The sequence below is a fragment of the Candidatus Amarolinea aalborgensis genome (assembly GCF_900491745.1).
Classification (GTDB): Bacteria; Chloroflexota; Anaerolineae; order SSC4; family Amarolineaceae; genus Amarolinea; species Amarolinea aalborgensis.
Genome location: NZ_UETR01000008.1, coordinates 157,960 through 177,101, shown reverse-complemented (window position 1 = coordinate 177,101; position 19,142 = coordinate 157,960). Strand labels below are relative to the sequence as shown.

General features: G+C 60.3%; 26 protein-coding genes and 1 pseudogene. 22 read left to right on the top strand and 5 right to left on the bottom strand.

Annotation, left to right across the window (positions count from 1 at the left end):
* Positions 1-10 precede the first annotated feature (10 nt).
* Entirely contained in the window at positions 11-208 is a 198-nt protein-coding gene (locus tag ACPQ6D_RS13025) for a hypothetical protein (protein WP_423224761.1), read from the top strand.
* A 63-nt stretch (positions 209-271) separates the two neighbouring features.
* Here ACPQ6D_RS13025 and ACPQ6D_RS13020 read toward each other — a convergent pair whose 3' ends face one another.
* The 4 genes from ACPQ6D_RS13020 to ACPQ6D_RS13005 form a co-directional block, all read right to left on the bottom strand.
* Positions 272-589, bottom strand: coding sequence for a DUF2442 domain-containing protein (locus tag ACPQ6D_RS13020; protein ID WP_423224760.1), 318 nt, complete (start codon positions 587-589; stop codon positions 272-274).
* Positions 570-806, bottom strand: a complete 237-nt coding sequence (locus ACPQ6D_RS13015) for a DUF4160 domain-containing protein (protein ID WP_423224759.1) — start codon at positions 804-806, stop codon at positions 570-572. The genes ACPQ6D_RS13020 and ACPQ6D_RS13015 overlap by 20 nt, the downstream gene beginning before the upstream one ends.
* Before the next feature lie 547 nt (positions 807-1,353).
* Positions 1,354-2,250: a hypothetical protein gene (locus ACPQ6D_RS13010; RefSeq protein WP_423224758.1), complete on the bottom strand. Its 897-nt coding sequence runs from the start codon at positions 2,248-2,250 to the stop codon at positions 1,354-1,356.
* A gap of 105 nt (positions 2,251-2,355) precedes the next feature.
* Positions 2,356-2,883: a hypothetical protein gene (locus ACPQ6D_RS13005; RefSeq protein WP_423224757.1), complete on the bottom strand. Its 528-nt coding sequence runs from the start codon at positions 2,881-2,883 to the stop codon at positions 2,356-2,358.
* Between the two features lie 568 nt (positions 2,884-3,451).
* On the opposite strand from ACPQ6D_RS13005, the gene ACPQ6D_RS13000 reads away from it, so the two are divergent.
* From ACPQ6D_RS13000 to ACPQ6D_RS12955, 10 genes and pseudogenes are all read left to right on the top strand, one after another.
* Positions 3,452-4,213 carry an acyltransferase gene (locus ACPQ6D_RS13000; RefSeq protein ID WP_423224756.1) on the top strand — a complete coding sequence of 254 codons (762 nt, stop codon included), beginning with the start codon at positions 3,452-3,454 and terminating at the stop codon, positions 4,211-4,213.
* A gap of 176 nt (positions 4,214-4,389) precedes the next feature.
* The gene (locus ACPQ6D_RS12995; protein WP_423224755.1) at positions 4,390-4,533 is read left to right on the top strand and encodes a hypothetical protein; all 144 of its coding nucleotides are present in this window, start codon (positions 4,390-4,392) and stop codon (positions 4,531-4,533) included.
* A gap of 30 nt (positions 4,534-4,563) precedes the next feature.
* Positions 4,564-5,769, top strand: a complete 1,206-nt coding sequence (locus ACPQ6D_RS12990; RefSeq protein WP_423224754.1) for a glycosyltransferase family 2 protein — start codon at positions 4,564-4,566, stop codon at positions 5,767-5,769.
* A 103-nt stretch (positions 5,770-5,872) separates the two neighbouring features.
* Positions 5,873-7,510, top strand: a complete 1,638-nt coding sequence (locus ACPQ6D_RS12985) for a B12-binding domain-containing radical SAM protein (RefSeq protein ID WP_423224753.1) — start codon at positions 5,873-5,875, stop codon at positions 7,508-7,510.
* A gap of 14 nt (positions 7,511-7,524) precedes the next feature.
* Positions 7,525-9,336, top strand: coding sequence for an O-antigen ligase family protein (locus ACPQ6D_RS12980; RefSeq protein WP_423224752.1), 1,812 nt, complete (start codon positions 7,525-7,527; stop codon positions 9,334-9,336).
* Positions 9,337-9,439: 103 nt separating this feature from the next.
* On the top strand, positions 9,440-10,282 hold the full coding sequence (locus tag ACPQ6D_RS12975; RefSeq protein ID WP_423224751.1) for an ABC transporter permease: 843 nt from the start codon (positions 9,440-9,442) through the stop codon (positions 10,280-10,282).
* Between the two features lie 40 nt (positions 10,283-10,322).
* Positions 10,323-10,538 (top strand): type II toxin-antitoxin system HicB family antitoxin, encoded by a 216-nt coding sequence (locus ACPQ6D_RS12970; RefSeq protein WP_423224750.1) that lies wholly within the window; start codon positions 10,323-10,325, stop codon positions 10,536-10,538.
* A gap of 63 nt (positions 10,539-10,601) precedes the next feature.
* The gene (locus ACPQ6D_RS12965) at positions 10,602-10,796 is read left to right on the top strand and encodes a type II toxin-antitoxin system HicA family toxin (protein WP_423224749.1); all 195 of its coding nucleotides are present in this window, start codon (positions 10,602-10,604) and stop codon (positions 10,794-10,796) included.
* Positions 10,797-11,876: 1,080 nt separating this feature from the next.
* A pseudogene (locus tag ACPQ6D_RS12960) lies at positions 11,877-12,138 on the top strand (DUF4160 domain-containing protein).
* A 4-nt stretch (positions 12,139-12,142) separates the two neighbouring features.
* A complete protein-coding gene (locus tag ACPQ6D_RS12955) occupies positions 12,143-12,427 on the top strand; it encodes a DUF2442 domain-containing protein (protein ID WP_423224748.1) in 285 nt (94 codons plus the stop codon).
* Positions 12,428-12,740: 313 nt separating this feature from the next.
* Here the strand turns inward: ACPQ6D_RS12955 and ACPQ6D_RS12950 are convergent, their stop codons facing one another.
* Positions 12,741-12,968, bottom strand: coding sequence for a hypothetical protein (locus tag ACPQ6D_RS12950; RefSeq protein WP_423224747.1), 228 nt, complete (start codon positions 12,966-12,968; stop codon positions 12,741-12,743).
* Positions 12,969-13,287: 319 nt separating this feature from the next.
* On the opposite strand from ACPQ6D_RS12950, the gene ACPQ6D_RS12945 reads away from it, so the two are divergent.
* From ACPQ6D_RS12945 to ACPQ6D_RS12895, 11 genes are all read left to right on the top strand, one after another.
* Entirely contained in the window at positions 13,288-13,581 is a 294-nt protein-coding gene (locus ACPQ6D_RS12945) for a hypothetical protein (RefSeq protein ID WP_423224746.1), read from the top strand.
* Positions 13,582-13,659: 78 nt separating this feature from the next.
* Complete coding sequence (locus ACPQ6D_RS12940; RefSeq protein WP_423224745.1) at positions 13,660-14,058, top strand: ribonuclease toxin HepT-like protein; 399 nt, start codon at positions 13,660-13,662, stop codon at positions 14,056-14,058.
* 270 nt (positions 14,059-14,328) lie between these two features.
* On the top strand, positions 14,329-14,490 hold the full coding sequence (locus tag ACPQ6D_RS12935) for a hypothetical protein (protein ID WP_423224799.1): 162 nt from the start codon (positions 14,329-14,331) through the stop codon (positions 14,488-14,490).
* 219 nt (positions 14,491-14,709) lie between these two features.
* Positions 14,710-14,925, top strand: a complete 216-nt coding sequence (locus ACPQ6D_RS12930) for a hypothetical protein (RefSeq protein ID WP_423224744.1) — start codon at positions 14,710-14,712, stop codon at positions 14,923-14,925.
* Positions 14,926-15,238: 313 nt separating this feature from the next.
* Positions 15,239-15,586: a hypothetical protein gene (locus ACPQ6D_RS12925; protein WP_423224743.1), complete on the top strand. Its 348-nt coding sequence runs from the start codon at positions 15,239-15,241 to the stop codon at positions 15,584-15,586.
* On the top strand, positions 15,583-15,975 hold the full coding sequence (locus ACPQ6D_RS12920; protein WP_423224742.1) for a toxin-antitoxin system TumE family protein: 393 nt from the start codon (positions 15,583-15,585) through the stop codon (positions 15,973-15,975). Before ACPQ6D_RS12925 ends, ACPQ6D_RS12920 begins: the two co-directional genes overlap by 4 nt.
* A gap of 364 nt (positions 15,976-16,339) precedes the next feature.
* On the top strand, positions 16,340-17,758 hold the full coding sequence (locus ACPQ6D_RS12915; RefSeq protein WP_423224741.1) for an ATP-binding protein: 1,419 nt from the start codon (positions 16,340-16,342) through the stop codon (positions 17,756-17,758).
* Positions 17,759-17,799: 41 nt separating this feature from the next.
* Positions 17,800-18,045, top strand: a complete 246-nt coding sequence (locus ACPQ6D_RS12910; RefSeq protein WP_423224740.1) for a hypothetical protein — start codon at positions 17,800-17,802, stop codon at positions 18,043-18,045.
* Positions 18,042-18,326 (top strand): hypothetical protein, encoded by a 285-nt coding sequence (locus ACPQ6D_RS12905; RefSeq protein WP_423224798.1) that lies wholly within the window; start codon positions 18,042-18,044, stop codon positions 18,324-18,326. Before ACPQ6D_RS12910 ends, ACPQ6D_RS12905 begins: the two co-directional genes overlap by 4 nt.
* Positions 18,327-18,404: 78 nt before the next feature.
* Positions 18,405-18,659, top strand: coding sequence for a UPF0175 family protein (locus ACPQ6D_RS12900; protein WP_423224739.1), 255 nt, complete (start codon positions 18,405-18,407; stop codon positions 18,657-18,659).
* Positions 18,643-19,137: a PIN domain-containing protein gene (locus tag ACPQ6D_RS12895; protein WP_423224738.1), complete on the top strand. Its 495-nt coding sequence runs from the start codon at positions 18,643-18,645 to the stop codon at positions 19,135-19,137. The genes ACPQ6D_RS12900 and ACPQ6D_RS12895 overlap by 17 nt, the downstream gene beginning before the upstream one ends.
* Positions 19,138-19,142 lie beyond the last annotated feature (5 nt).

Sequence of the window (19,142 nt, the reverse complement as noted above, 5' to 3'; positions counted from 1 at the left end):
ACAGTGCAAAGTGCAGAATACAAAGTGCACCCATCATGGTAAGCCTGTCGCGCTCGTCATCGGCGTCGAAGGCATGGACGAAGAGCAGTTGCAGTTGGGCAGCAGTGACAATTTTTGGCAACTCATCGCTGAACGGCGCGTACAAACGACACTGACTCGCGCGCAGGTGGAGCAGAATATCGAGAGCGCAAATCAAGAATACCGATGACGATATGATCGGCGACCGGCCTCTGATGCGGCGTATTGCTCAAAATGACCAGAGAAACGGTCGTCAAGCCGTGACTTTTCGACCTTCAAGCCATCGCATCAGGGACGTTTGACTTTCACCTGAGTGGAGCCCAATTAGCAAATCGGCCGTTCTGATGTCCTCATCCAATTGTGGCCAATGAATTCCCTCGCCTTCTATAGTCCAGTTTCTACGTTCCATGATGCTGCCGTGATATAGCCTGGGATAGTAGGCTAAAGGAACTGAAATGGTACGACCATCCTCCAAATCAACAATCAGGTCGTCTTCGGTGAGTCTTACATCAATGGCTTTCGCTGCCTGCGCTAACTTTTCTATTAGATACTTAGCTGTTGAACTGTCCATTCCATTGCTCCAAGATATAAACATGGTTTTCTTCAAGGATTTCGATCATCCGCCGCCGCTCACTTTGCTTGAAATGACCGATGTGAGCTGGTCGAATAGGATTGAGCCAGAATTTGGCCTCTTGTCCAGCTTTGCGAATATGAACATGAGGTGGCTCATTTCTATCACCTGAATAAAAGAAGAATCGAAAACCTTCAATTTCCAACACTGTTGGCATTTTGCATCCTCAAGCCTGACAACCAAGCTGATAAGCCCCAGAAGAGCATAGAAAGCCATGTTCAGTTCGGCGGAATATCACCACTAACCAGAGAGTCTGAATATCGCGACAGGATGAAAGCGCCAAACTTTCTGAGGCAATTCTACTAGGATTCTAGGAAATCATCAAACCTGATTCACTTACAAACGGTTCAAAATTATTGGTCGTGATGGTCGTGAGGTGAGCACCGGGGTAGGCCAGGGAAAACTCGCGACGAGTCGCTGACTTCATGTCGCCTTGCCATTTGAATTTGTAGCCGTCAACTAACCCACATCAGTGTTCACGTGCAGCCGTCGGAATTATTATCATTTGATGATGGCAAACTAGCGGAATTTTGTCAATTTCTGCCAGTAGCCCCAGACGTGTTCGATCAAGTCAACATAATACTAACAAAGAATGGTTCTGCCCACTGGGCATGGCCGCAGGCAAAACAAAAAAGGTTCCCGCTGCCGGAGACGGCAGCGGGAACCTTCGTGTCGGGTGGGGCGACCACACGGCGGTTGCTTGGTTAGTTGATGGTCAACGCGTAGTTGGCGAGCGCGGAGCCGGTCTGCGTCACCACGACGTAATAGACGCCGGGGGTGTTGAAGTTGCCAGTCCAAACCAGGTCGCCGCCCAGCAAATCGCTGACCGAGCCGCGGCCTACGGGCTGCACCGCGTCATCCTGGGCGGCGCGTGCCAGGGCATCCGGCGTCCAGATGGCGAAAGCGGCCGAGTCGCTCTGGCCCAGGCTCATGCGCACCGTGACCGATGAACCGTCGCCGGGGTAAGTGAAGGCATACCAGACAGTCTGGCCGACCGTCAACGGCAACCAGTCGCCGGCGGCAGTCAGGGCATCGGCAGGCCCCTGGCCGGTCTTGACGGCGGCCTTCGGCGCTTCGTTGGCCGCTGTCGCTGCGGGCGCGACCGTGGCCGCGGCGGCCGTCTCAGCCTTCGTGGGCGCGGCCGGCGTCAGGAAGCTGACCCCAGCGCCGTTGATTTGCAGCGCATAGGTCGTGGGGGAAGCGGCCGTGACCAGCACATAGTACGTGCCTTGCGTATCGAAATTGCCGGTCCAAATCAGGTCGCCGCCAAAGAGCTCATTGGCCGCGCCACGGCCGACCGGATTGACGCTGTCGCCGCGCGCCCATTGCGCCAACTGGTCGGGCGTCCAGACTTCGAAGGCGGCCGGGTTGCTGGCCTCAACGCCCATGCGTACCACGATCTGCGAACCATCGCCCGCATAGTTGAAGGCGTACCAGGCCGGCTGGCCGGCCGCCAGCGCCGTCCACTGGTTGTCAGGGGTGAGGGCATCATCAGGGCCAAGGCCGGCCGCCAGGGCCGTGCCGGGGCCAGTCATTCCGAGGGCGAGGGAACCGGCGATAATGGCGGCTGCCATTAGCCAAACAGAGAGTCTTTTGAACATATTTTTCTCCTTACCGTTTCTTGCTCAAGTCCCCTATCTCAGGTTGTGAGACAGGGGACTTGGGTTTCATACGGATTCGGTTCGCGGGAGTTGGTCAGTTCGACGTTACGATGCGGTGCCTGGGGTCGTGCTGGGGGTGGTGGATGGCGCCGGCGTCAAGCTGCCGTGACCGCGCATGCCGCCGCGCCCGCCGTGACCGAAGCCGAAGCTCCAACCGTTCTCGATACCTTGCAGCATCCAGTCGGCCTGCGCCTGGGTTATCGTGCCATCCTTGACGGCCTGCGCCAGGTTGTCCTTCATCGCCTGCGCGCGGGCGGCATTGACAGCCGTTTGCACCGTGGTCAGGTCAACGCCCTGCGCCTGTGCGATGGCGTCCAGGGTCTTGCCGCTGTGCAGTTCCTCGAATAGCTGCGTCGGCGTCAGGTTGAGCGCCTTTGCCATGGCGTCGAAGGTGGCGACGGAATCGCCGCCCCCGAAGCCAAAGCCGTGGCCCCATTCAGGGCCGGCCAGCGGCGCAGTGTTGGGCGTTGGCGTCTGGGTCGGGGTCTGGGCGAACGACGTGCCCACGGTCATGACGCCGATCGCGGCGACGAGCGCCAAGGCGCCTACCATCATTGTTAGTTTCTTGAACATGATCTACATGCCTCCATGTGTTGACTTGGTTTGTTCAGGCTCATTGGCCCGACGCTGCCATCATAACATTCGGCTGTAAACAACCGATGAAGAATGGATTGGCTTTGGGTTCAACTTCCCGATCATGTTCAAGAGTCCATTTGGAGTTGTACAAGACCGATTCTGCAGCGATCAAGTTGCACAATGCGCCGCTCAGTGCTATCATACGGCGAGGTGAAAAAAGCACGATGTTTCCCGGCATCGTCGGACGCCATGCAGGTGAAAGCCCATTGTCGGCCTCTTTCCCTGGGTCCTGGAACGCATGGCACGGGTTGTTCTTCCATAGGGCCGAGGTAAGCCGAGGGTCTTGGAAGCAACCCAGTGGGCATGAATCGGGAAGACACGTTGTTGCATTACCCACCGATCCTTTTTGGTGCAGCCGTTGCAGCTTTCAAGCTCCGATGCGCCCCATAATCAACCGACCAGGCTGCCCCGAGCGGTGTGCAGCCCGGCGGCGCATTGCCTTCATGCAAATGAGGTGCAACGAAACTGGCGCAAGCCAACAATCATTCGCTCGAACCTTCACCTTATGACGTTACCTTCTGAACGCGCGCCGATCCCGAAAGGCTTATCGCTCTACCTGAGCCGCCAGGCGGCCACACCAGCCCACTACCTCCTGGAGCAGACCTGTTTTGCTGCGGTTGGTTGGGCGCCGACGCTCATCGGCATCGGGCTGCGCGCTGTACTTTACCGGCTGATTCTGCGCATGGATGGCCTCGTCGCCATCGAGAACGGGGTGCGTCTGCGTTTTGCCAGCCATATCCACCTGGGCCGCAACGTCTACCTGGACCAAGGCGTTTATGTGCACGCCTGCCCGCAAGGGGTCACGATTGGCGACAACACCTTTGTGATGCACGGCGCAGTGCTGCACGTTTACAATTTTCGCGATTTACCGCACGCCTTCATCCGCATCGGCCGCGACAGCCTGATTGGCGAGCTCAATGTCTTGCGCGGCCAGGGCGGCATCACGATTGGCGACCGCGTGTACACGGCGCCGCTGGTGCAAATCCTGGCCGTCAATCATGTTTACAACGATCCTGGCCGGCCGATGGTGGAACAAGGCATCACGGCGGAGGGCATCGCGATCGAAGACGACGTCTGGATTGGCGCAGGCGCCATCATCACCGATGGCGTGCGCATCGGCCGCGGTGCAGTGATTGCCGCCGGCGCGGTCGTCGCCCAAAACGTGCCGCCGCATGTCGTCGCCGGCGGCGTGCCTGCTAAGGTATTGAAAGAAATCCAGCCAGGGCAGCCCGGCCCGGCCGACGTCGGCAAACCGATCTACCGCTGAGTAAGCGGCGGTTTTTGAAGATTAACAAAACAAACCGACAATCAGGCCGGTCACCCGCCAGTTTCGCCCAGTCCGCTTCAGCGGACTTCCGCTATCAGCCTGAACTTCAGTTCAAGGCGTTTGTGCGGCAGCAGCCTGTCCGCTCAAGAAAACCTGTCGTTATGTCGGCTATATGTTTGGATAAATTGTTAATCTTCAACTACCGCAGCCACCCGTACGAAATTGGCTCTGCGCCGACCGACGACTGCCACCCAACCAATCTCTACCGTCTGCCGCCGCAGGGCGGCCCGATGTACGAAGCCGCGACTTCGGTCGCCTGACGCACCCATGTCCGCCCCAGGAAACTTGCCATGACCACCCTTTCGATCGTGATCCCGGCCTTCAACGAAGAAGATGGCATCCAGGCCGTGCTGGCGCGTGTGCTGGCCGCGCAACCGCCGCTGGCCGCCGTGGGCGTCAGCGATCTGGAACTGATCGTGGTGGACGATGGTTCACGCGATCAGACCGCCGCGCGCGTCAATGCCACGCCAGGCGTGCGGCTGATCCGTCACCGCGTCAACGGCGGCTACGGCGCGGCGCTCAAGACCGGCTTCGCGGCTGCGGCCGGCGAATGGATCGGCTTCCTGGACGCGGATGGCACCTACCCGCCCGAATCCTTCCCTGACCTGGTGGCCGCGGCGCTGCGCCAGGACGCAGACATTGTGATTGGCTCGCGCATGGCCGGCGCGGCCAGCGAAATGCCCCTGGTGCGCCGCGTGGGCAATCTCCTCTTCGCCAACCTGGTTAGCCTGGTGAGCGCGCAACGCATCACCGACTCCGCCAGCGGCATGCGGATTTTCAAGAAAGCGATCCTGGAACGCCTCTATCCCCTGCCCGACGGGCTGAATCTGACCCCGGTAATGAGCACGCGCGCGCTGCACGAAGGCCTCAAGATGGTCGAGGTGCCCATTGCCTACAGCGAACGGCAGGGCCGCTCCAAGCTCAGCGTGGTGCGCGACGGGATGCGCTTTGCCCAGTCCATCGTCTGGACCGCGCTGACCTACAATCCGGTGCGGCTGCTGGGCATGATTGGCCTGGCGAACCTGGCAGTGACTATCGCCGTGGCGCTGTGGGTCGTAACGCAGCGCGTGCAGGGGATCACGACCCTGTCGCCCTGGGGCGTCTTTGCCCTGTTCGCCGGCGCGGTCATGGGCGTGGCCGGCGTGAGCATCTTTCTCCTGGGCGTCATGTTCAACTACCTGGTGGCGATCTTTTACAAACAGCCCATTCGCCAGGGCCTTTTTGGCAAGCCGATCTTTCAGCCGCCCCTCGACCGGCACTTCTGGTGGCTGGGGCTGCTGGCTCTGCTGGCAGGATTTGGCTTGGCGCTCGTCAGCCTGGCTCTCAGTCTGCAGGGCTGGCCTGCAGACCGGCTCTGGTTTTGGCAGCTCGGCGCAGCCATGAGCGCCATCATCGGCGTGCAGCTCGTCATCGGCTGGTTCATCATGCGCGTGCTGGAAGAACTGAGCCAGCGCGAGATACGCATCGCCGGGGACATGGTGGGCAATGGCAAGTAAGACGCTTTCCGGCCACCGCCAAACCCGCCGCCAAACGCTTCGCCGGGCAGTCGCTCCCATTTTCACGTTCATCCACCCTGACGTCGGAAGGTAACAAATCCTAATGCCAGAAGCACCGCTGTCCACCCCTTCTCAGACCGAGATTCCCTCCGAACTGCGCGTCAACCTCGGCACCCGCCGCATTCCGCCGCTGCCGTCCGCACGGTTTCCTGACGCTGGGACGGTCGTGCAAACGTTGACGTCATCCAGCCGGCCGGCCGGCTCGGTGGACATCCTGCTGGTCAATCCGCCCGCGCCCGATGGCGGCATCTGGATCCGCAGTCAGCATCGCGTGGGCCGGCGCAGTCGCGAAAACATGATCTGGCCGCAGGTTAGCCTGGCGCAGCTGGCCGCGCTGCTGGTTCCTGATTACACAGTCGAGATCGTGGATTGCATCGCGACCCGCATGGACTGGCCGACCTTCGAGAAGCTGTTGGATCAAAAACGACCCCAATACTACCTGACCCAGGTCACCGCGCCGACCCTCCGCAACGACATGCACGGTGTCTTCGTGGCCAAGGCGTTGGGCGCCAAAACCATCGCCTTCGGCACCCACGTCACCCCGCTGACCCTGGAGACCATGCGGCCCTTTCCTGCGCTCGATTTCATCCTGCGCGGAGAACCGGAACTAACACTGCGCGAACTGCTCGACACGCTCCGGCAGCCTGTTGAAGTTGGCGAAGCCAAGACAAAAGACGCTCCCTCCCCTGATCTTCAATCTTCAATCTCCAATCTCCAATCCATCCTCGGTCTGGCCTGGCGTGACCGAGGCGAGATCGTCATCAACCCCGACCGGCCGTTCATTCCCAACCTGGATGACCTGCCGATCCCGCTCCATCACCTGCTGCCGCTGGACAAGCAGCGCATGCCGATGATCAAAGGCCCGTTTACCTTCATCGTCACCAGCCGCGGCTGCCCGGCCGGGTGCAAGTTTTGCATCAAGCACGTCTCCTATCAGACCAGCGTGCGCGTGCGCTCGCCGCAGTTGATCCTGGAAGAATTGCGGGTGCTCTCCGATCTCGGCATCCACCACGTGCACATGTACGCCGATCTCTTCACCGTCAATCGCCAGCAGGTGGTTGAATTATGCCGGCTGATTATCGCCAGCGGCTTGAAGGTCAAATGGACATGCAACAGCCGCGTGGATTATGTGGATGAGGAGATGCTGCGGCTGATGGGCCAGGCGGGCTGCTGGTACATCTCCTGGGGCATCGAAAGCGCCAACGAACGAATCCTCAAGAGCATTCGCAAAGGCTACCGCAAGGAGCATGTCGTGCAGGCGCTGCGCTGGGCCAGGGCCGCCGGCATTCACAACTGGGGCTATTTCATCATCGGCTTGCCCGGCGAAACCGAGGATTCCATCCAGGAAACGATTGCCTACGCCAAATCGCTGCCGCTGGACATCTGCCTGTTCCACATTGCGGCGCCCTACCCTGGCACGCCGTTTTTCTACGAAGTAGTACAGAACGGCTGGTTCCGGCCGGGCACGAATTGGGAAGAGGTGGACATGGATCAGTCTACCGTGCTCGACTATCCTGGTCTGCCGGCCGAGCGGCTGGAATACTGGCAGAAGCGCGCCACACGTGAATGGTCGCTGCGTCCGGGGCCGATGCTCACCTTCCTCAAGGGCATGAATTCGTGGGAAGGCTTCAAGAGCGCGCTCAGCGTCGGTTTTCAGACGCTGAAATTCATGCGCAGTTGACCGATGCAGGCCGCATGACGCCCACGAGCCGGACCGCAGAAGCTGGCGCTGGCGCCGCGCCGACCCTGGCTGCCGCCATCCTGGCCCTGCCGCTGATCGCCGGCGGGCTCTGGTATGTCAGACCCGCGCTGGGGCCGTGGCCCTTGCTGTTGATCGGCTTGGGGCTGGCCGTTCAGCGCTTGACCCGCGCGGCACCGCGCGCGCGCCTGGGGGCGTTGGAAGCAGGCGTGCTGTTGTTCGGCGTAACCGCGTTGATGGGCGCGCTCCTGGCCTTCAACCCGACGGCTGCCTGGGCCAAATTCTGGGTGTTGATCGGCGGCTTGGGGCTTTTCGGCGGTTTTGCGTGGACGCCCGCCCGCGTCCGTTTTGGTTCCCGCGCGTTTGACCCCGTCCGCTGGACCCTGGCGCTGCTGCCCGCGGCGTTGGCTGTCTACTTTCTGCTGACCAACGACTGGGTGCGCTGGGCCGGCAAGCTGCCCTGGCTTGATCCGCTGACGGCCTGGCTGGCCGGCTGGCAGCCGCAGTGGTCTACCCATGCGCTGCACCCCAACGTGGCCGGTGGGCTGCTGGCGGCCTTGATTCCCATGCAGATGGCGGCCGTGCGCCGGTCGCGGGCCGGCTGGCCGCTGATCGCCGTGACGCTGATCGCCCTGCTGCTGACGGGATCGCGCGGGGCCTGGGGCGCCTTAGCCCTGAGCCTGGCCGGCTGGGCGCTGCTCGCACGGCTCAACAACCGCCGCATGGCACGCGCCTGGCTGCCTCTTGTCGCTGCGCTGCTCTTCCTGGCGGTCGCAGGCGCTACGTTGACTTTGACGCCTTTGGGCGCGAGCCTGGCGGCGGACTTCGGCGAGCTCAGTCGAGCCGCGGCCGCGGAACGGCTCGCGCTGCTGCACAACAGCCTGGACCTGGCGCTCGACACGCCGTTCACCGGCAGCGGACTGGCCAGCTTTCAGATGACGTTCTCCAGCTACGTGCTCTTGCTGCATGTCGGCCACACGATCCACAGTCACAACCTTCTGTTGAACATTTGGATCGAGCAGGGGCTGCCAGGGCTGCTGATTTTTCTGGGGCTGCTGGCGCTGGCCGTGAAGCACGCAATCGCGATCTGGCAGGAGGAATCAGCCCTCCAAAGAGCAATCTTGCTGGCGCCGCTCGTCTCGCTGGCGGTAATCGTGGTGCACGGGCTGGTGGATGATGCCTTCTACGGCAGCCGCGGGGTGCTGCTCCTGTTTGCGCCGTTCGCACTGCTGGCGCGGACGAGCGCCGTGCGCCGATCAGGGGCAGCGCATCAGCGCGGGCAACCGGCCCGCGTCGCGGCGGCCCTCGGCGCGGTCGCGTTGCTGATCGCCCTGCTGCCGCAGACCCGCGCGGCCTTTCAGGCGAACCTGGGCGCGCTGCGGCAGACACAGATCGAGCTGGGGATTTACCAATGGCCCACGTGGCCCATCCAGGATGCGCTGCGCCGCGCGCGGGCGGCCGAGTTAGCGCCGGTCATGGCTCGTTACGCGGCCGCCTTGGCGCTTGATCCGCACAACGCCGCGGCCAATCGGCGGTTGGGGCAGATCGAGCTGTCGCTAGGGCGCTACGCGGCGGCACGCCAGCACCTGGAGGCTGCCTATGCCGCAGCTCCTGGTCAACGGGCCACGCGGCAGCTGTTAGGCGAACTGCACGCCATCGCCGGCGACATGACCGGCGCAGCCGCCCTGTGGCAAACCGTGGACATCAGCCAGGGCCAACTTCAACTGCGGGTGTGGTGGTATCGCGAGATTGGGGAGAAGGAGACCGCGGCACGGGTTGAGGATTACAGATTGAGGATTACAGACTGAAGACACATGACCTATCTCGAATCCCAGGCTACAACCCATCGCCTCCGAGAGGCCGAAAGCGCTTATGATGTCGAACTCCCAACGTAATCTTGAATCTTCGATCTTGAATCTTGAATCTTCGATCACCATCATTGAACCGACGCGCGGCCTCGCCTCGCTCCAACTGCGCCCCGTGTGGCAATATCGCGAGCTGCTCTTCTTTCTTGCCTGGCGCGACATCAAGGTGCGTTACAAGCAGACCGCGCTTGGCGTGCTGTGGATCGTGCTGCAGCCGCTGCTGAGCACCGTGATCTTCACGCTGCTGTTTGGCGGGCTGCTCAAGGTGCCGTCGAGCGGTGCGCCCTATGCGCTGTTCGCGTTAGCTGCGCTGGCGCCGTGGCAGTACTTCGCGGGCAGCCTGAGTCGCGTGGGCGGTAGCCTGGTGAACAGCGCCAATCTGATCAGCAAGGTCTACTTCCCGCGGCTGATCATCCCGCTGTCGGGCGTGATCTCGACGCTGGTAGACTTTGCGATTGGTTTTGGGGTGCTCATCGTGCTGCTGATCGTTTACCGAGTGCCGCTGACACCCAACGTGCTGTGGCTGCCCGCGTTCCTGCTGCTGGCGGTCGTCACGGCGCTGGGGTTTGGCCTGTGGTTGGCCGCGCTGAACGTCAAATACCGGGACGTGAACTATCTGATCCCGTTCATGCTGCAAATCTGGATGTACGTCACGCCAGTGGTCTACGGAAGCTCATTGATCCCAGAGCGCTACCGTTTCTTGCTGGCGTTGAACCCCATGACCGGCGTGGTCGAAGGCTTCCGTTGGGCGCTCTTGAGCGGCAGCATGCCCGATTTTGTCCCGCCAGGCCCGCTGTTTGGCATCTCTGTGGCGATCAGCCTGGTCGTCCTGCTCAGCGGCGTCGTCTTCTTCCGTAACACCGAGCGCACGTTCGCGGATGTGATATAGGGAGGATGGAAGATTACAGATTACAGAGGAGCGTGTTTCCGTGAACCACACCAGACCCGAATTCTACGTTGTCATCGAGCGTGATGAGGATGGCTTTTACGTGGGTGAAGTACCTCAATTGCGGGCGTGCTATAGTCAGGGTCGAACCATTGACGAGTTAATGACGAACATACGAGACGTCATCGAGATGTGTCTTGACGTGGATCCGGAGTATAGCCCGATAGAATTCATCGGCGTGCAGCGAGTGATGGCTTGATGGCTAGCCTACCCATGCTAACAGCCCGCGAAGATTCGCGCGTTGGAAAGGGCGGGATTCCAGGTGCAACGCCAAACGGGGAGCCACGTGCGACTTAAGCACAGAGATGGAAGATCCGTGACGGTACCGAATCACCTCAGCCAGGACATTGGCCGTGGATTGTTGCGCAAAATCCTGCGTGATGCCGATCTTTCGCGCGATGCATTTGCTGCTTATCTCGCGTTGCATGAAGAACCTGCCATCTATCAGGTTGCCTGATCGTGCTTTCCATCATCTAACATCTCATATTGTCCAGCTAACATCATTCATCACCCATGTCTGACATCGCCATCCGCGTCGAGAACTGCATCCTGAGCCGAGTCGAAGGACTGAGCAAACTCTACCCTTCGACTCGGCTCAGGGCAGGCCACATCGGCCGCGCGCAGCAGCGGCATGACACCCTGCGCGATGCGCTGGTGAGTTCCCTGCCACGAATCCTTCGGCCCGGCTCAGGACAGGTTCCACGAATTGCACGAAAGGGGAAAGATAATTCGTCCGATTTGCGTAATTCGTGGCAAAAAGAAGGCAGTAATTCGTCTAATTCGCGTAATTCGTGGCAAAAATCGGAAGACCTCTGGGCGCTCAGGGACGTCCCTTCAAGGCTTGTCCTGAGTGCAATCGAAGGATCCAGCGCGGCGAGGTCGTCGGCGTCCCTTCGACGAAGTTTACACTGAGCGCAGTCGAAGTGCTCAGGGCAGGGATCGGCCGCAACGGCGCGGGGAAGAGCACGGCTCCCTTCGACGCAGCTCAGGGCAGGGCTGAAGATCCTCTCGCGCATCACCGAGCCGACGAGCTGTCGCGCCGAGACCTGTCCTGAGCAACGTCGAAGGATCCACGGCCGGGTCGGTTCCCTGCAGGAGAGCCTGTCCTGAGCCGAGTCGAAGGATGGGCGCCGGCTTCCACCCCGAGATGACCGGACGGGAGAACATCTTCCTGAACGGTGCGATCCCTTCGGCGGGCTCAGGGCAGGCCTGAGCATGCGGCGGACCGAGACCTGTGCTGAGCTCAGTCGAAGCATCGAGCGCTTCCTGGACACGCCGGTGAAGGCGCCGCCTAGCGTCCAGCGGCACGCCTTCGGCGCGTGCGGCTGGCCTTCGCCGTGGCCGCGCATCGTTCGGCAGTCTCAGGACGGCGCCTGGAGCCGGAGACCTGTCCTGAGCTATATTGAAGGAGCCTGCTGGTGGATGAGGTGCTGGGGAGCCTGATCAAAGCCGACATTGGGATGGCGCGATCTGAGGTAAGAGAGGGCGCAATATGATGACAGCGATTATGGCGCCATCCCGACCCTGGGAGTCGTCTATGCCTGAGATATCGCGCTTTTTTGGGATTATCATCACGATGAACTACTAATGATCATGCGCCTCCACACTTCCGTGTTCGATATAGCGACCATAAAGCGCTGATCAGTATTCAAACGCTAACTCTATTGGAGGGGCGATTGCCGCCGCGGGTGTTCGGCTTGATCATGGAATGGGCTTCACGCCACCAGGCTGAACTGATGGCAAACTGGCTGCGGGCACGCCAACAAGCAGAACTACATAGAATCGAGCCATTGGAGTAATATAATGCTAAAAGATATCACCCATGTACAGCCGCTAGAAAACTACCGTCTCCATCTACGCTTCGAAGATGGTGTGGAAGGGAGTGTTGATGTTGCGAGCTTGGTCAAGTTCACTGGTGTTTTTGACCCTCTCCGAGATCGGGAATACTTTTTGCAGGTGCGCGTGAATCCGGACCTCGGGACCATCTGTTGGCCCAATGGCGCTGATCTGGATCCAGACGTGTTGTATGCCAATGTGACTGGCCAGCCGTTGATGTTGGCTGCATACGAATTGGCCCTTGCGGCATAGCATTCTCCATGACCGACATCGCCCTCCGCGTCGAAAACTGCATCCTGAGCGGAGGACGCCAGCCCGGAGTCGAAGGACTGAGCAAGCTCTACCCTTCGACTTGGCTCAGGGCAGGCCGCATCGGCCGCGCCCACCAGCGCCACGACACGCTGCGGGATGCCATGTCGAATATCGAATGTCGAATGTCGAAGGGGAGTGTCGGCGGCGCAATAAGCCATTCGACATTCGACTTTCCAGATTCGACATCTGCTCAAGATCCTCTCTCGCATCACCGAGCCGACGGGTGGCCTGGTCGAGACCCCCAGGGTGCATTTCAGTTTGGGGGCGGGTCCGACGTCGAGCGATTGAGGCTTCGTCGTGAGCGGCTCACCGCACGGTTCGACAGGCTCACCGCACGGTTCGACAGGCTCACCGCACGGTTCGACAGGCTCACCGCACGGTTCGACAGGCTCACCGCACGGTTCGACAGGCTCACCGCACGGTTCGACAGGCTCACCGCACGGGGCCTGAGCTTGTCGAAGGCCGCTGCAACCACCTCCAAGCCCAACCGAAGCCGGCTACGCAGCGGAACTGAAATGCGCCCGCCACGAAATACAAACCCCTTGCGCGCCGTCAGGCCCGATAGGGCCTTCCACCTTGTAGCCCGATCCGTTCACGGTCGGGCGGCGTTGGTTGTGCGCACGCTATCGGGCGAGCAACCCCGCCTGAGGCCAAAGGCCATCCGGCTACGAGGTGCAAGTCCCTCTGGGGCTACGCCCCGAAATTGAAATGCACCCGACCCGCATAAGTGAGTTGACGCCAGGATACACACGGGGGGTAGAATGGGCATGTCGAATTTGAGTGATCGAGAGAGACTGAACATGGAAAAGCCCCTGTCCGTTTCGGAGGCAGCCGCCGTATACGGCACGGTCGTTGCTGACCTGCAACATCCGATCATCTTGCAGCAAGAAGGCCAACCCCTCGCTGTGATCGTGGCCTTCGACGAGTATCAACACTTGCGCGCGCTGGCTGTGGATGAGGCCCAAAGCCAACAAGCTGGCTGGCTGGCCCTGGAAATGCTGCTCAAGGATGTCCAGGGCCGCGTGAGCGATTGCACGCCGGAACAGATCGAGGCAGAGATCGGCATGGCGCGGGCTGCACTCAAGAAAGCGTAGATGAGAGCTTGTCCCTTCACTCCGTTCAGGGCAAGCTCTGAACAAGCCGAATGGCGCTGACAGTGGTATGGTGCGGGCATGAAACTGCTTGTCAAGCCCGTTGACAATGATTTGTTTGAGTACTGTACACCATGTGATTGCAGATTTCAGATTCCCTGCGTCCCCGCCATCTTCAATCTTCAATCTTCAATATCACCGAGCCGACCAGCGGCCGGGCTCGACCGGCATCAGTCAGTTGACGCCATGGCGCAGGAGATATCAGATATTCGCCCGGCAATGATCAGCGCACATGTCGCGGCAAGCCTCGATGAATACCGGCGCTTTCGGCATCTCGTGCGGAATATCTATGCCACCAACCTCGTGCCCAGCAAGATGCAAGGATTACTGGAGCGATTGCTGCCTCTTTGGGAGATGCTGCGTGCTGAACTGATTGCTTTTGCGGCATTCCTGGAGCAAATTGCGCCGGAATCGCTCTGAGCTAGTGCATCGCCCGATAGTATTCACCGGCGTGCGCTGAAATATCCCGCTCACCACGACAATCCAGTTTCCAGATTCGAGATTCCGCATTTGCTATGACCGACATCGCCATCCGCGTCGAAAACCTCTCGAAGCGCTACACCATCGGCCGCGCGCAGCAACGCCACGACACTCCTTCGGCAGGCTCAGGGCAGGCCTGGGCATGCGGCGCACCGAGACCTGTGCTGAGCTCAGTCGAAGCATCGTCGCCTTCGCCGAGACCTGTGCTGAGTGAGTCGAAGCATCGAACGCTTCCTGGATACGCCGGTCAAGCGCTACCCTTCGACAGAGTTTACACTGAGCGCAGTCGAAGTGCTCAGGGCAGGCTCCAGCGACATGGCCGTGCGCCTGGCCTTCGCCGTCGCCGCGCATCCGTCGTCAGAGTTACACTGAGCGCAGTCGAAGTGCTCAGGACGGCGCCTGGAGCCGGAGACCTGTCCTGAGCAAGTCGAAGGATGCTGGCAGGGGAAGATGGGCAGTTTCAGCAGAAATGCTGATCGTGGTAAACTACAGATGTATTCGCGGCTGGCGAGTCGGCAGATTGATATGCTCCAGAACTTGTGCGAGCAGCAGAAGATCAACAACATGGAGAGACTTGAGCAGAGTGTGACCATGACACCAACAACGCCGTTTGAGGCAGCCCTGGATGTGATTGATCGTTTACCTCCTGACGATCAAGAGACGACCATCGAGATCGTGCGCAAGAGACTGACCGATCGCCGGCGTCGCGAGATCGCTGACAATGCGCCAGCAACATTGCAGGCCTTTCGGGTAGGCCGCGCCAGCTACGGGACCGTAGACGATCTACGCCGAGAGATGGAAGCATGAGGCAGCTGGTCTGGGATAGCAGCTTTCGCTGGGCGCTCAAGGTGCGTACGCGCAACGATCGCGACCTACAAGAATAGATCCTGGATTCCCTCGACGAGCTTGTCGTTGACCCGTTTCAGCCAAAGCCAAAAACGCACAAGCTCAAGGGGCGTTTGGATGGACTGTGGGCATGCACAGTGGAATACGAAAGACCTCTGGGCGCCGCGCGACGTCTCCTGCGAGGTAAAGTAAAGGCAGAGATCAGTTGACGGCGCGGCGCGTAGACAGTATAGAATGGCTGTGTTGGAGTCGAATGACTGGGAGGGATTTTGAGATGGGTACAACCTTTGCGAGCGCTGTCGAGCCACTGGTTCGACGACAGATTTTTGCCACCGAAGAACAAGCTGCACGAGAGCTGGTGCGTGACTATGTGCTGCGTCAAGTCGTATCGTTGCAGCGGGAAGTGACCCGCTTTCAGCGCAAGTACGGCATGCCTTTCGAGCGTTTCGACGCGTATCTTCACGAGCGTTCTGCATTGCTGGAAACCAGCCCACTGGAGCCGCGCCAACGACAGGCTCTCGGCCAGGCTGTGATGCGGGAAGAGGATGATTGGCTGGATTGGAAGGCAGCCCAAGAAATGCTGGAAAGCTGGCTTGGGGTACGTCAAGAGGTCGCCGCGTGACTTCTCTGCCGTCTCTGCTTGGAGTGTTGAGCGCGGCACTTCAGGCACATCCCTTGTGCAAACGGGTGACCGAAATCGAGACTCGGGAGTTCGCCGCCAATCAATTTATCTTCAAGATCCGGGCCGAATTCACCGGCAAGACGAACTTCCAGGCACGCATCTACTTCAACCGAGGCCACATTGACTACGCCTACCAGTTATTTGCGGACATCCCGCTGCTGCGTTGGGACAACAAGGAAGAATTTCGTTCCATCGCGACGTATCCACACCATCACCATGATGCGCAAGGAAACATCCACCCTTCCCCACTCATCGGCGACCCAATCGCCGATATGCAAACGGTGATGGCGGTGGTGTCGCAATTCCTGTCCACATACAAAGCTGAATAATGACCGACATCGCCATCCGCGTCGAGAACCTCTCCAAGCTCTACACCATCGGCTGCGCCCAGCAGCGCCACGACACCCCTTCGGCAGGCTCAGGGCAGGCCTGGGCATGCGGCGCACCGAGACCTGTGCTGAGTGAGTCGAAGCATCGAGCGCAAGTTCGCCGAGACCTGTGCTGAGTGAGTCGAAGCATCGAGCGCTTCCTGGACACGCCGGCGAAGCGCTACCCTTCGACAGAGTTTACACTGAGCGCAGTCGAAGTGCTCAGGGCAGGCTCCAGCGGCATGGTCGTGCGCCTGGCCTTCGCCGTCGTCGCCCACCTTTTTAGCTCTCGATCCGAACTGGCAAATGAAAGAGGAGCGACGTCTTGACGCCTGAGGAGTTCGAACGCCTGCTGGGCCAGCGGGAAGGTGAAACGCTGGAGTTCAAGCGTGAGATGCCCGCTTCTTCGGACCTCGCCAAACTGGTCACCGCCTTCTACAATACCCGCGGCGGCACGATCATTTTCGGCGTGGCGGATGAGACGCGACAACGGGTCGGGGTGGCTAACCCGCAAGGGATCGAGGGTGGGATCGTCAACATTCTGCGGGCGCGCTGTTCGCTGGATGTCATGCCGGCTATCGAGGTTCTCGCATATCAGGGCAAAGAGTTTGTGGTGGTGACTTGCCCCCAGGGCGCACATAAGCCCTATCTCGCCAGCGGTGAAACGCGCCCCTATGTGCGCATCGGCTCCACCAATCGGGAAGCCCAGGACGCGGAAGTGCGACGACTATACGTCGAGGGTCATGAGGGCGGCTTCGAGGCGCTGCCGTGTCGAGGCGTCACCATCGCCGACCTCTCGCAGTCGCTGATGGCAGCCTATCTCCGGCAGCGCGAGGCGGCGAGCGGCCAACGGTTGGGGCTTTCCGGGGAAGAGGCGTTGCGCAGTTTGGGCGGCCTGGCGCGGTCGGGAGATGCATGGATGCCGACCAACGCCGGCGTCATGCTCTTTACCGAGGATCCCCAGCGCCACCTCCCCCAGGCCGAGGTGGCCTGTGTCCGCTTCAAGGGCGCCGATGTCGTCAGCTATGTTGACCGCCGTGACCTGCGCGGCCCGCTGTATCAATTGGTGGATGACGCCGAGCAGTTCATTTATCGCCATATGAAGATCGGCCGGCGCATTGAGGGCTTTGCCGGCGTGGAGTACCGGGAATATCCGCAAGCGGCGGTGCGAGAGGCCATCGTCAACGCCGTGGTGCATCGAGATTACAGTCGAAGCGGACAGCGTATCCGGGTCTTCATGTTCGATGATCGCATCGAAGTGTACAGCCCGGGCACACTGCTGCCGGGGGTTTCACTGGAGAAGATGCGGCGGCTGGAGTCCCAATCGGTGCTGCGCAACCCGATCGTGGTAGGTGTATTTCGGGACTTGGGTAGTCGCTACATCGAGCGGCTGGGCACCGGGGTGCGGCGGATGGCGGCGGCTATGGAGACCCATGGCCTGCCAAAGCCTCAATTTGAAGAAGTGGGTAGCGAGTTTCGCGTGACGCTAATGGGGCCAGGCGATCGCTTCATGGCGGAGGTAACAACTCGACCGGCCTGGGCAGAGAATCTGAGCGAACGTCAGATGGAGGCTGTGCTCTATGCCGGGGAACATGGACGGATCACGAATCGCGAGTATCGCGATCTGTTCAAGGTGTCCAATTATACTGCTGCGATGGATTTGAAGATGCTAACGGAAAAACAACTCATGGAGGCGGTCGGTGAGGGGCGGGGGCGATTCTATCGGCTGGCGTCGCAGACCTAACGATAGCCTAATGATTTCTAATGATTTGGAGCCGCGCCCCCATGTCTGACATCGCCATCCGCGTCGACAACTGCATCCTGAGCCGAGTCGAAGGACTGAGCAAGCTCTACCACATCGGCCGCGCCCAAGAACGCCACGACACCCCTTCGACACGGCTCAGGACAGGCCTGGGAATGCGGCGCACCGAGACCTGTGCTGAGCTCAGTCGAAGCATCGTGGCGTTCGCCGAGACCTGTGCTGAGCGCAGTCGAAGGATCGTCGCCTTCGCCGAGACCTGTGCTGAGTGAGTCGAAGCATCGAGCGCTTCCTGGACACGCCGGTGAAGCGCTACCCTTCGACAGAGTTTACACTGGGCGCAGTCGAAGTGCTCAGGGCAGGCTCCAGCGGCATGGTCGTGCGCCTGGCGTTCGCCGTCGCCGCGCACCTGGTGTATGCTCAACAAATCATGTACCTCGGGCTTCGGCATGGTATAATCAGGTTAGTTGCCCATGCCCCGGTGGCACAACCGTGGATGAAAACAGGCAATCCGTGGCGATCCGTGTTCATCCGCGGCCTATTTTCAGGTTAGCAGGCCGGAAGCGCGTCGGCGTGGGACATAAATCAAAGGTCGGGGCGCGCTGAGCCGCGCGTGCAGGAGGAAATAGCCATGGGATTATATCTACAAGTACCGGATTCCGTCGCCCAAGCGATCCGATTACCCGAGAAACGTATGCAGGAAGGTCTCCTGCTCGAACTCGCAGTAGCCCTCTATGCCCAGGAGGTTCTGCCATTCGGCAAAGCCCGTGAGTTGGCAGGCGCGACAAGACGAGAGTTCGCGCACACGCTTGGGCAGCGTGGTGTGGCGCGTCACTATGGCAAAGAAGATCTTGAGGATGACCTGATCTATGCTCGTGGTCAGTAACACGTCACCAGTGCTCAACCTGGCCATCATCGGCCGTCTTGATCTGCTGCAACAGCAGTTCGATAAGGTATGGTTGCCGCAAGCAGTCACCGATGAATTGCGCATCGAGGAAGATTTGCCGGGCTCGGTAGCTGTGCGCGCAGCGCGACAGGCCAGATGGCTGTTGACTGAGCGCGTCAGAGACCAAGTGCGCGTGGCGATCCTGCGCCGGGATCTGGATGGGGGTGAAGCTGAGGCTATCGCGCTGGCGCTGCAGAAACACGCAGACTGGCTGTTGCTTGATGAACGGGATGCCCGTCGAGCTGCCAAATCGTTGGGACTGAAGGTGACAGGCGTGCTGGGCATCCTGCTTAAGGCGCGCCTGGATGGACGATTACCGTCTCTGCGTGAGGCCATGGATCAGTTGCGCGATCTTGCCGACTTTCGCATTGGCGCCGCGCTCTATACCGAGCTTCTGCAGGCTGCAAAAGAAGTCTGAGGACA

Coding starts and splice junctions, on each gene's coding strand:
- ACPQ6D_RS12895 (WP_423224738.1), top strand. CDS start 18,643: ATGCTCGTGGTCAGTAACACGTCACCAGTGCTCAACCTGGCCATCATC.
- ACPQ6D_RS13020 (WP_423224760.1), bottom strand. CDS start 589: ATGGACAGTTCAACAGCTAAGTATCTAATAGAAAAGTTAGCGCAGGCA.
- ACPQ6D_RS12900 (WP_423224739.1), top strand. CDS start 18,405: ATGGGATTATATCTACAAGTACCGGATTCCGTCGCCCAAGCGATCCGA.
- ACPQ6D_RS12985 (WP_423224753.1), top strand. CDS start 5,873: ATGCCAGAAGCACCGCTGTCCACCCCTTCTCAGACCGAGATTCCCTCC.
- ACPQ6D_RS12990 (WP_423224754.1), top strand. CDS start 4,564: ATGACCACCCTTTCGATCGTGATCCCGGCCTTCAACGAAGAAGATGGC.
- ACPQ6D_RS12930 (WP_423224744.1), top strand. CDS start 14,710: ATGACACCAACAACGCCGTTTGAGGCAGCCCTGGATGTGATTGATCGT.
- ACPQ6D_RS13005 (WP_423224757.1), bottom strand. CDS start 2,883: ATGTTCAAGAAACTAACAATGATGGTAGGCGCCTTGGCGCTCGTCGCC.
- ACPQ6D_RS12940 (WP_423224745.1), top strand. CDS start 13,660: ATGAAACTGCTTGTCAAGCCCGTTGACAATGATTTGTTTGAGTACTGT.
- ACPQ6D_RS13000 (WP_423224756.1), top strand. CDS start 3,452: ATGACGTTACCTTCTGAACGCGCGCCGATCCCGAAAGGCTTATCGCTC.
- ACPQ6D_RS12925 (WP_423224743.1), top strand. CDS start 15,239: ATGGGTACAACCTTTGCGAGCGCTGTCGAGCCACTGGTTCGACGACAG.
- ACPQ6D_RS12910 (WP_423224740.1), top strand. CDS start 17,800: ATGTCTGACATCGCCATCCGCGTCGACAACTGCATCCTGAGCCGAGTC.
- ACPQ6D_RS12945 (WP_423224746.1), top strand. CDS start 13,288: ATGGAAAAGCCCCTGTCCGTTTCGGAGGCAGCCGCCGTATACGGCACG.
- ACPQ6D_RS13015 (WP_423224759.1), bottom strand. CDS start 806: ATGCCAACAGTGTTGGAAATTGAAGGTTTTCGATTCTTCTTTTATTCA.
- ACPQ6D_RS13010 (WP_423224758.1), bottom strand. CDS start 2,250: ATGTTCAAAAGACTCTCTGTTTGGCTAATGGCAGCCGCCATTATCGCC.
- ACPQ6D_RS12980 (WP_423224752.1), top strand. CDS start 7,525: ATGACGCCCACGAGCCGGACCGCAGAAGCTGGCGCTGGCGCCGCGCCG.
- ACPQ6D_RS12955 (WP_423224748.1), top strand. CDS start 12,143: ATGCTAAAAGATATCACCCATGTACAGCCGCTAGAAAACTACCGTCTC.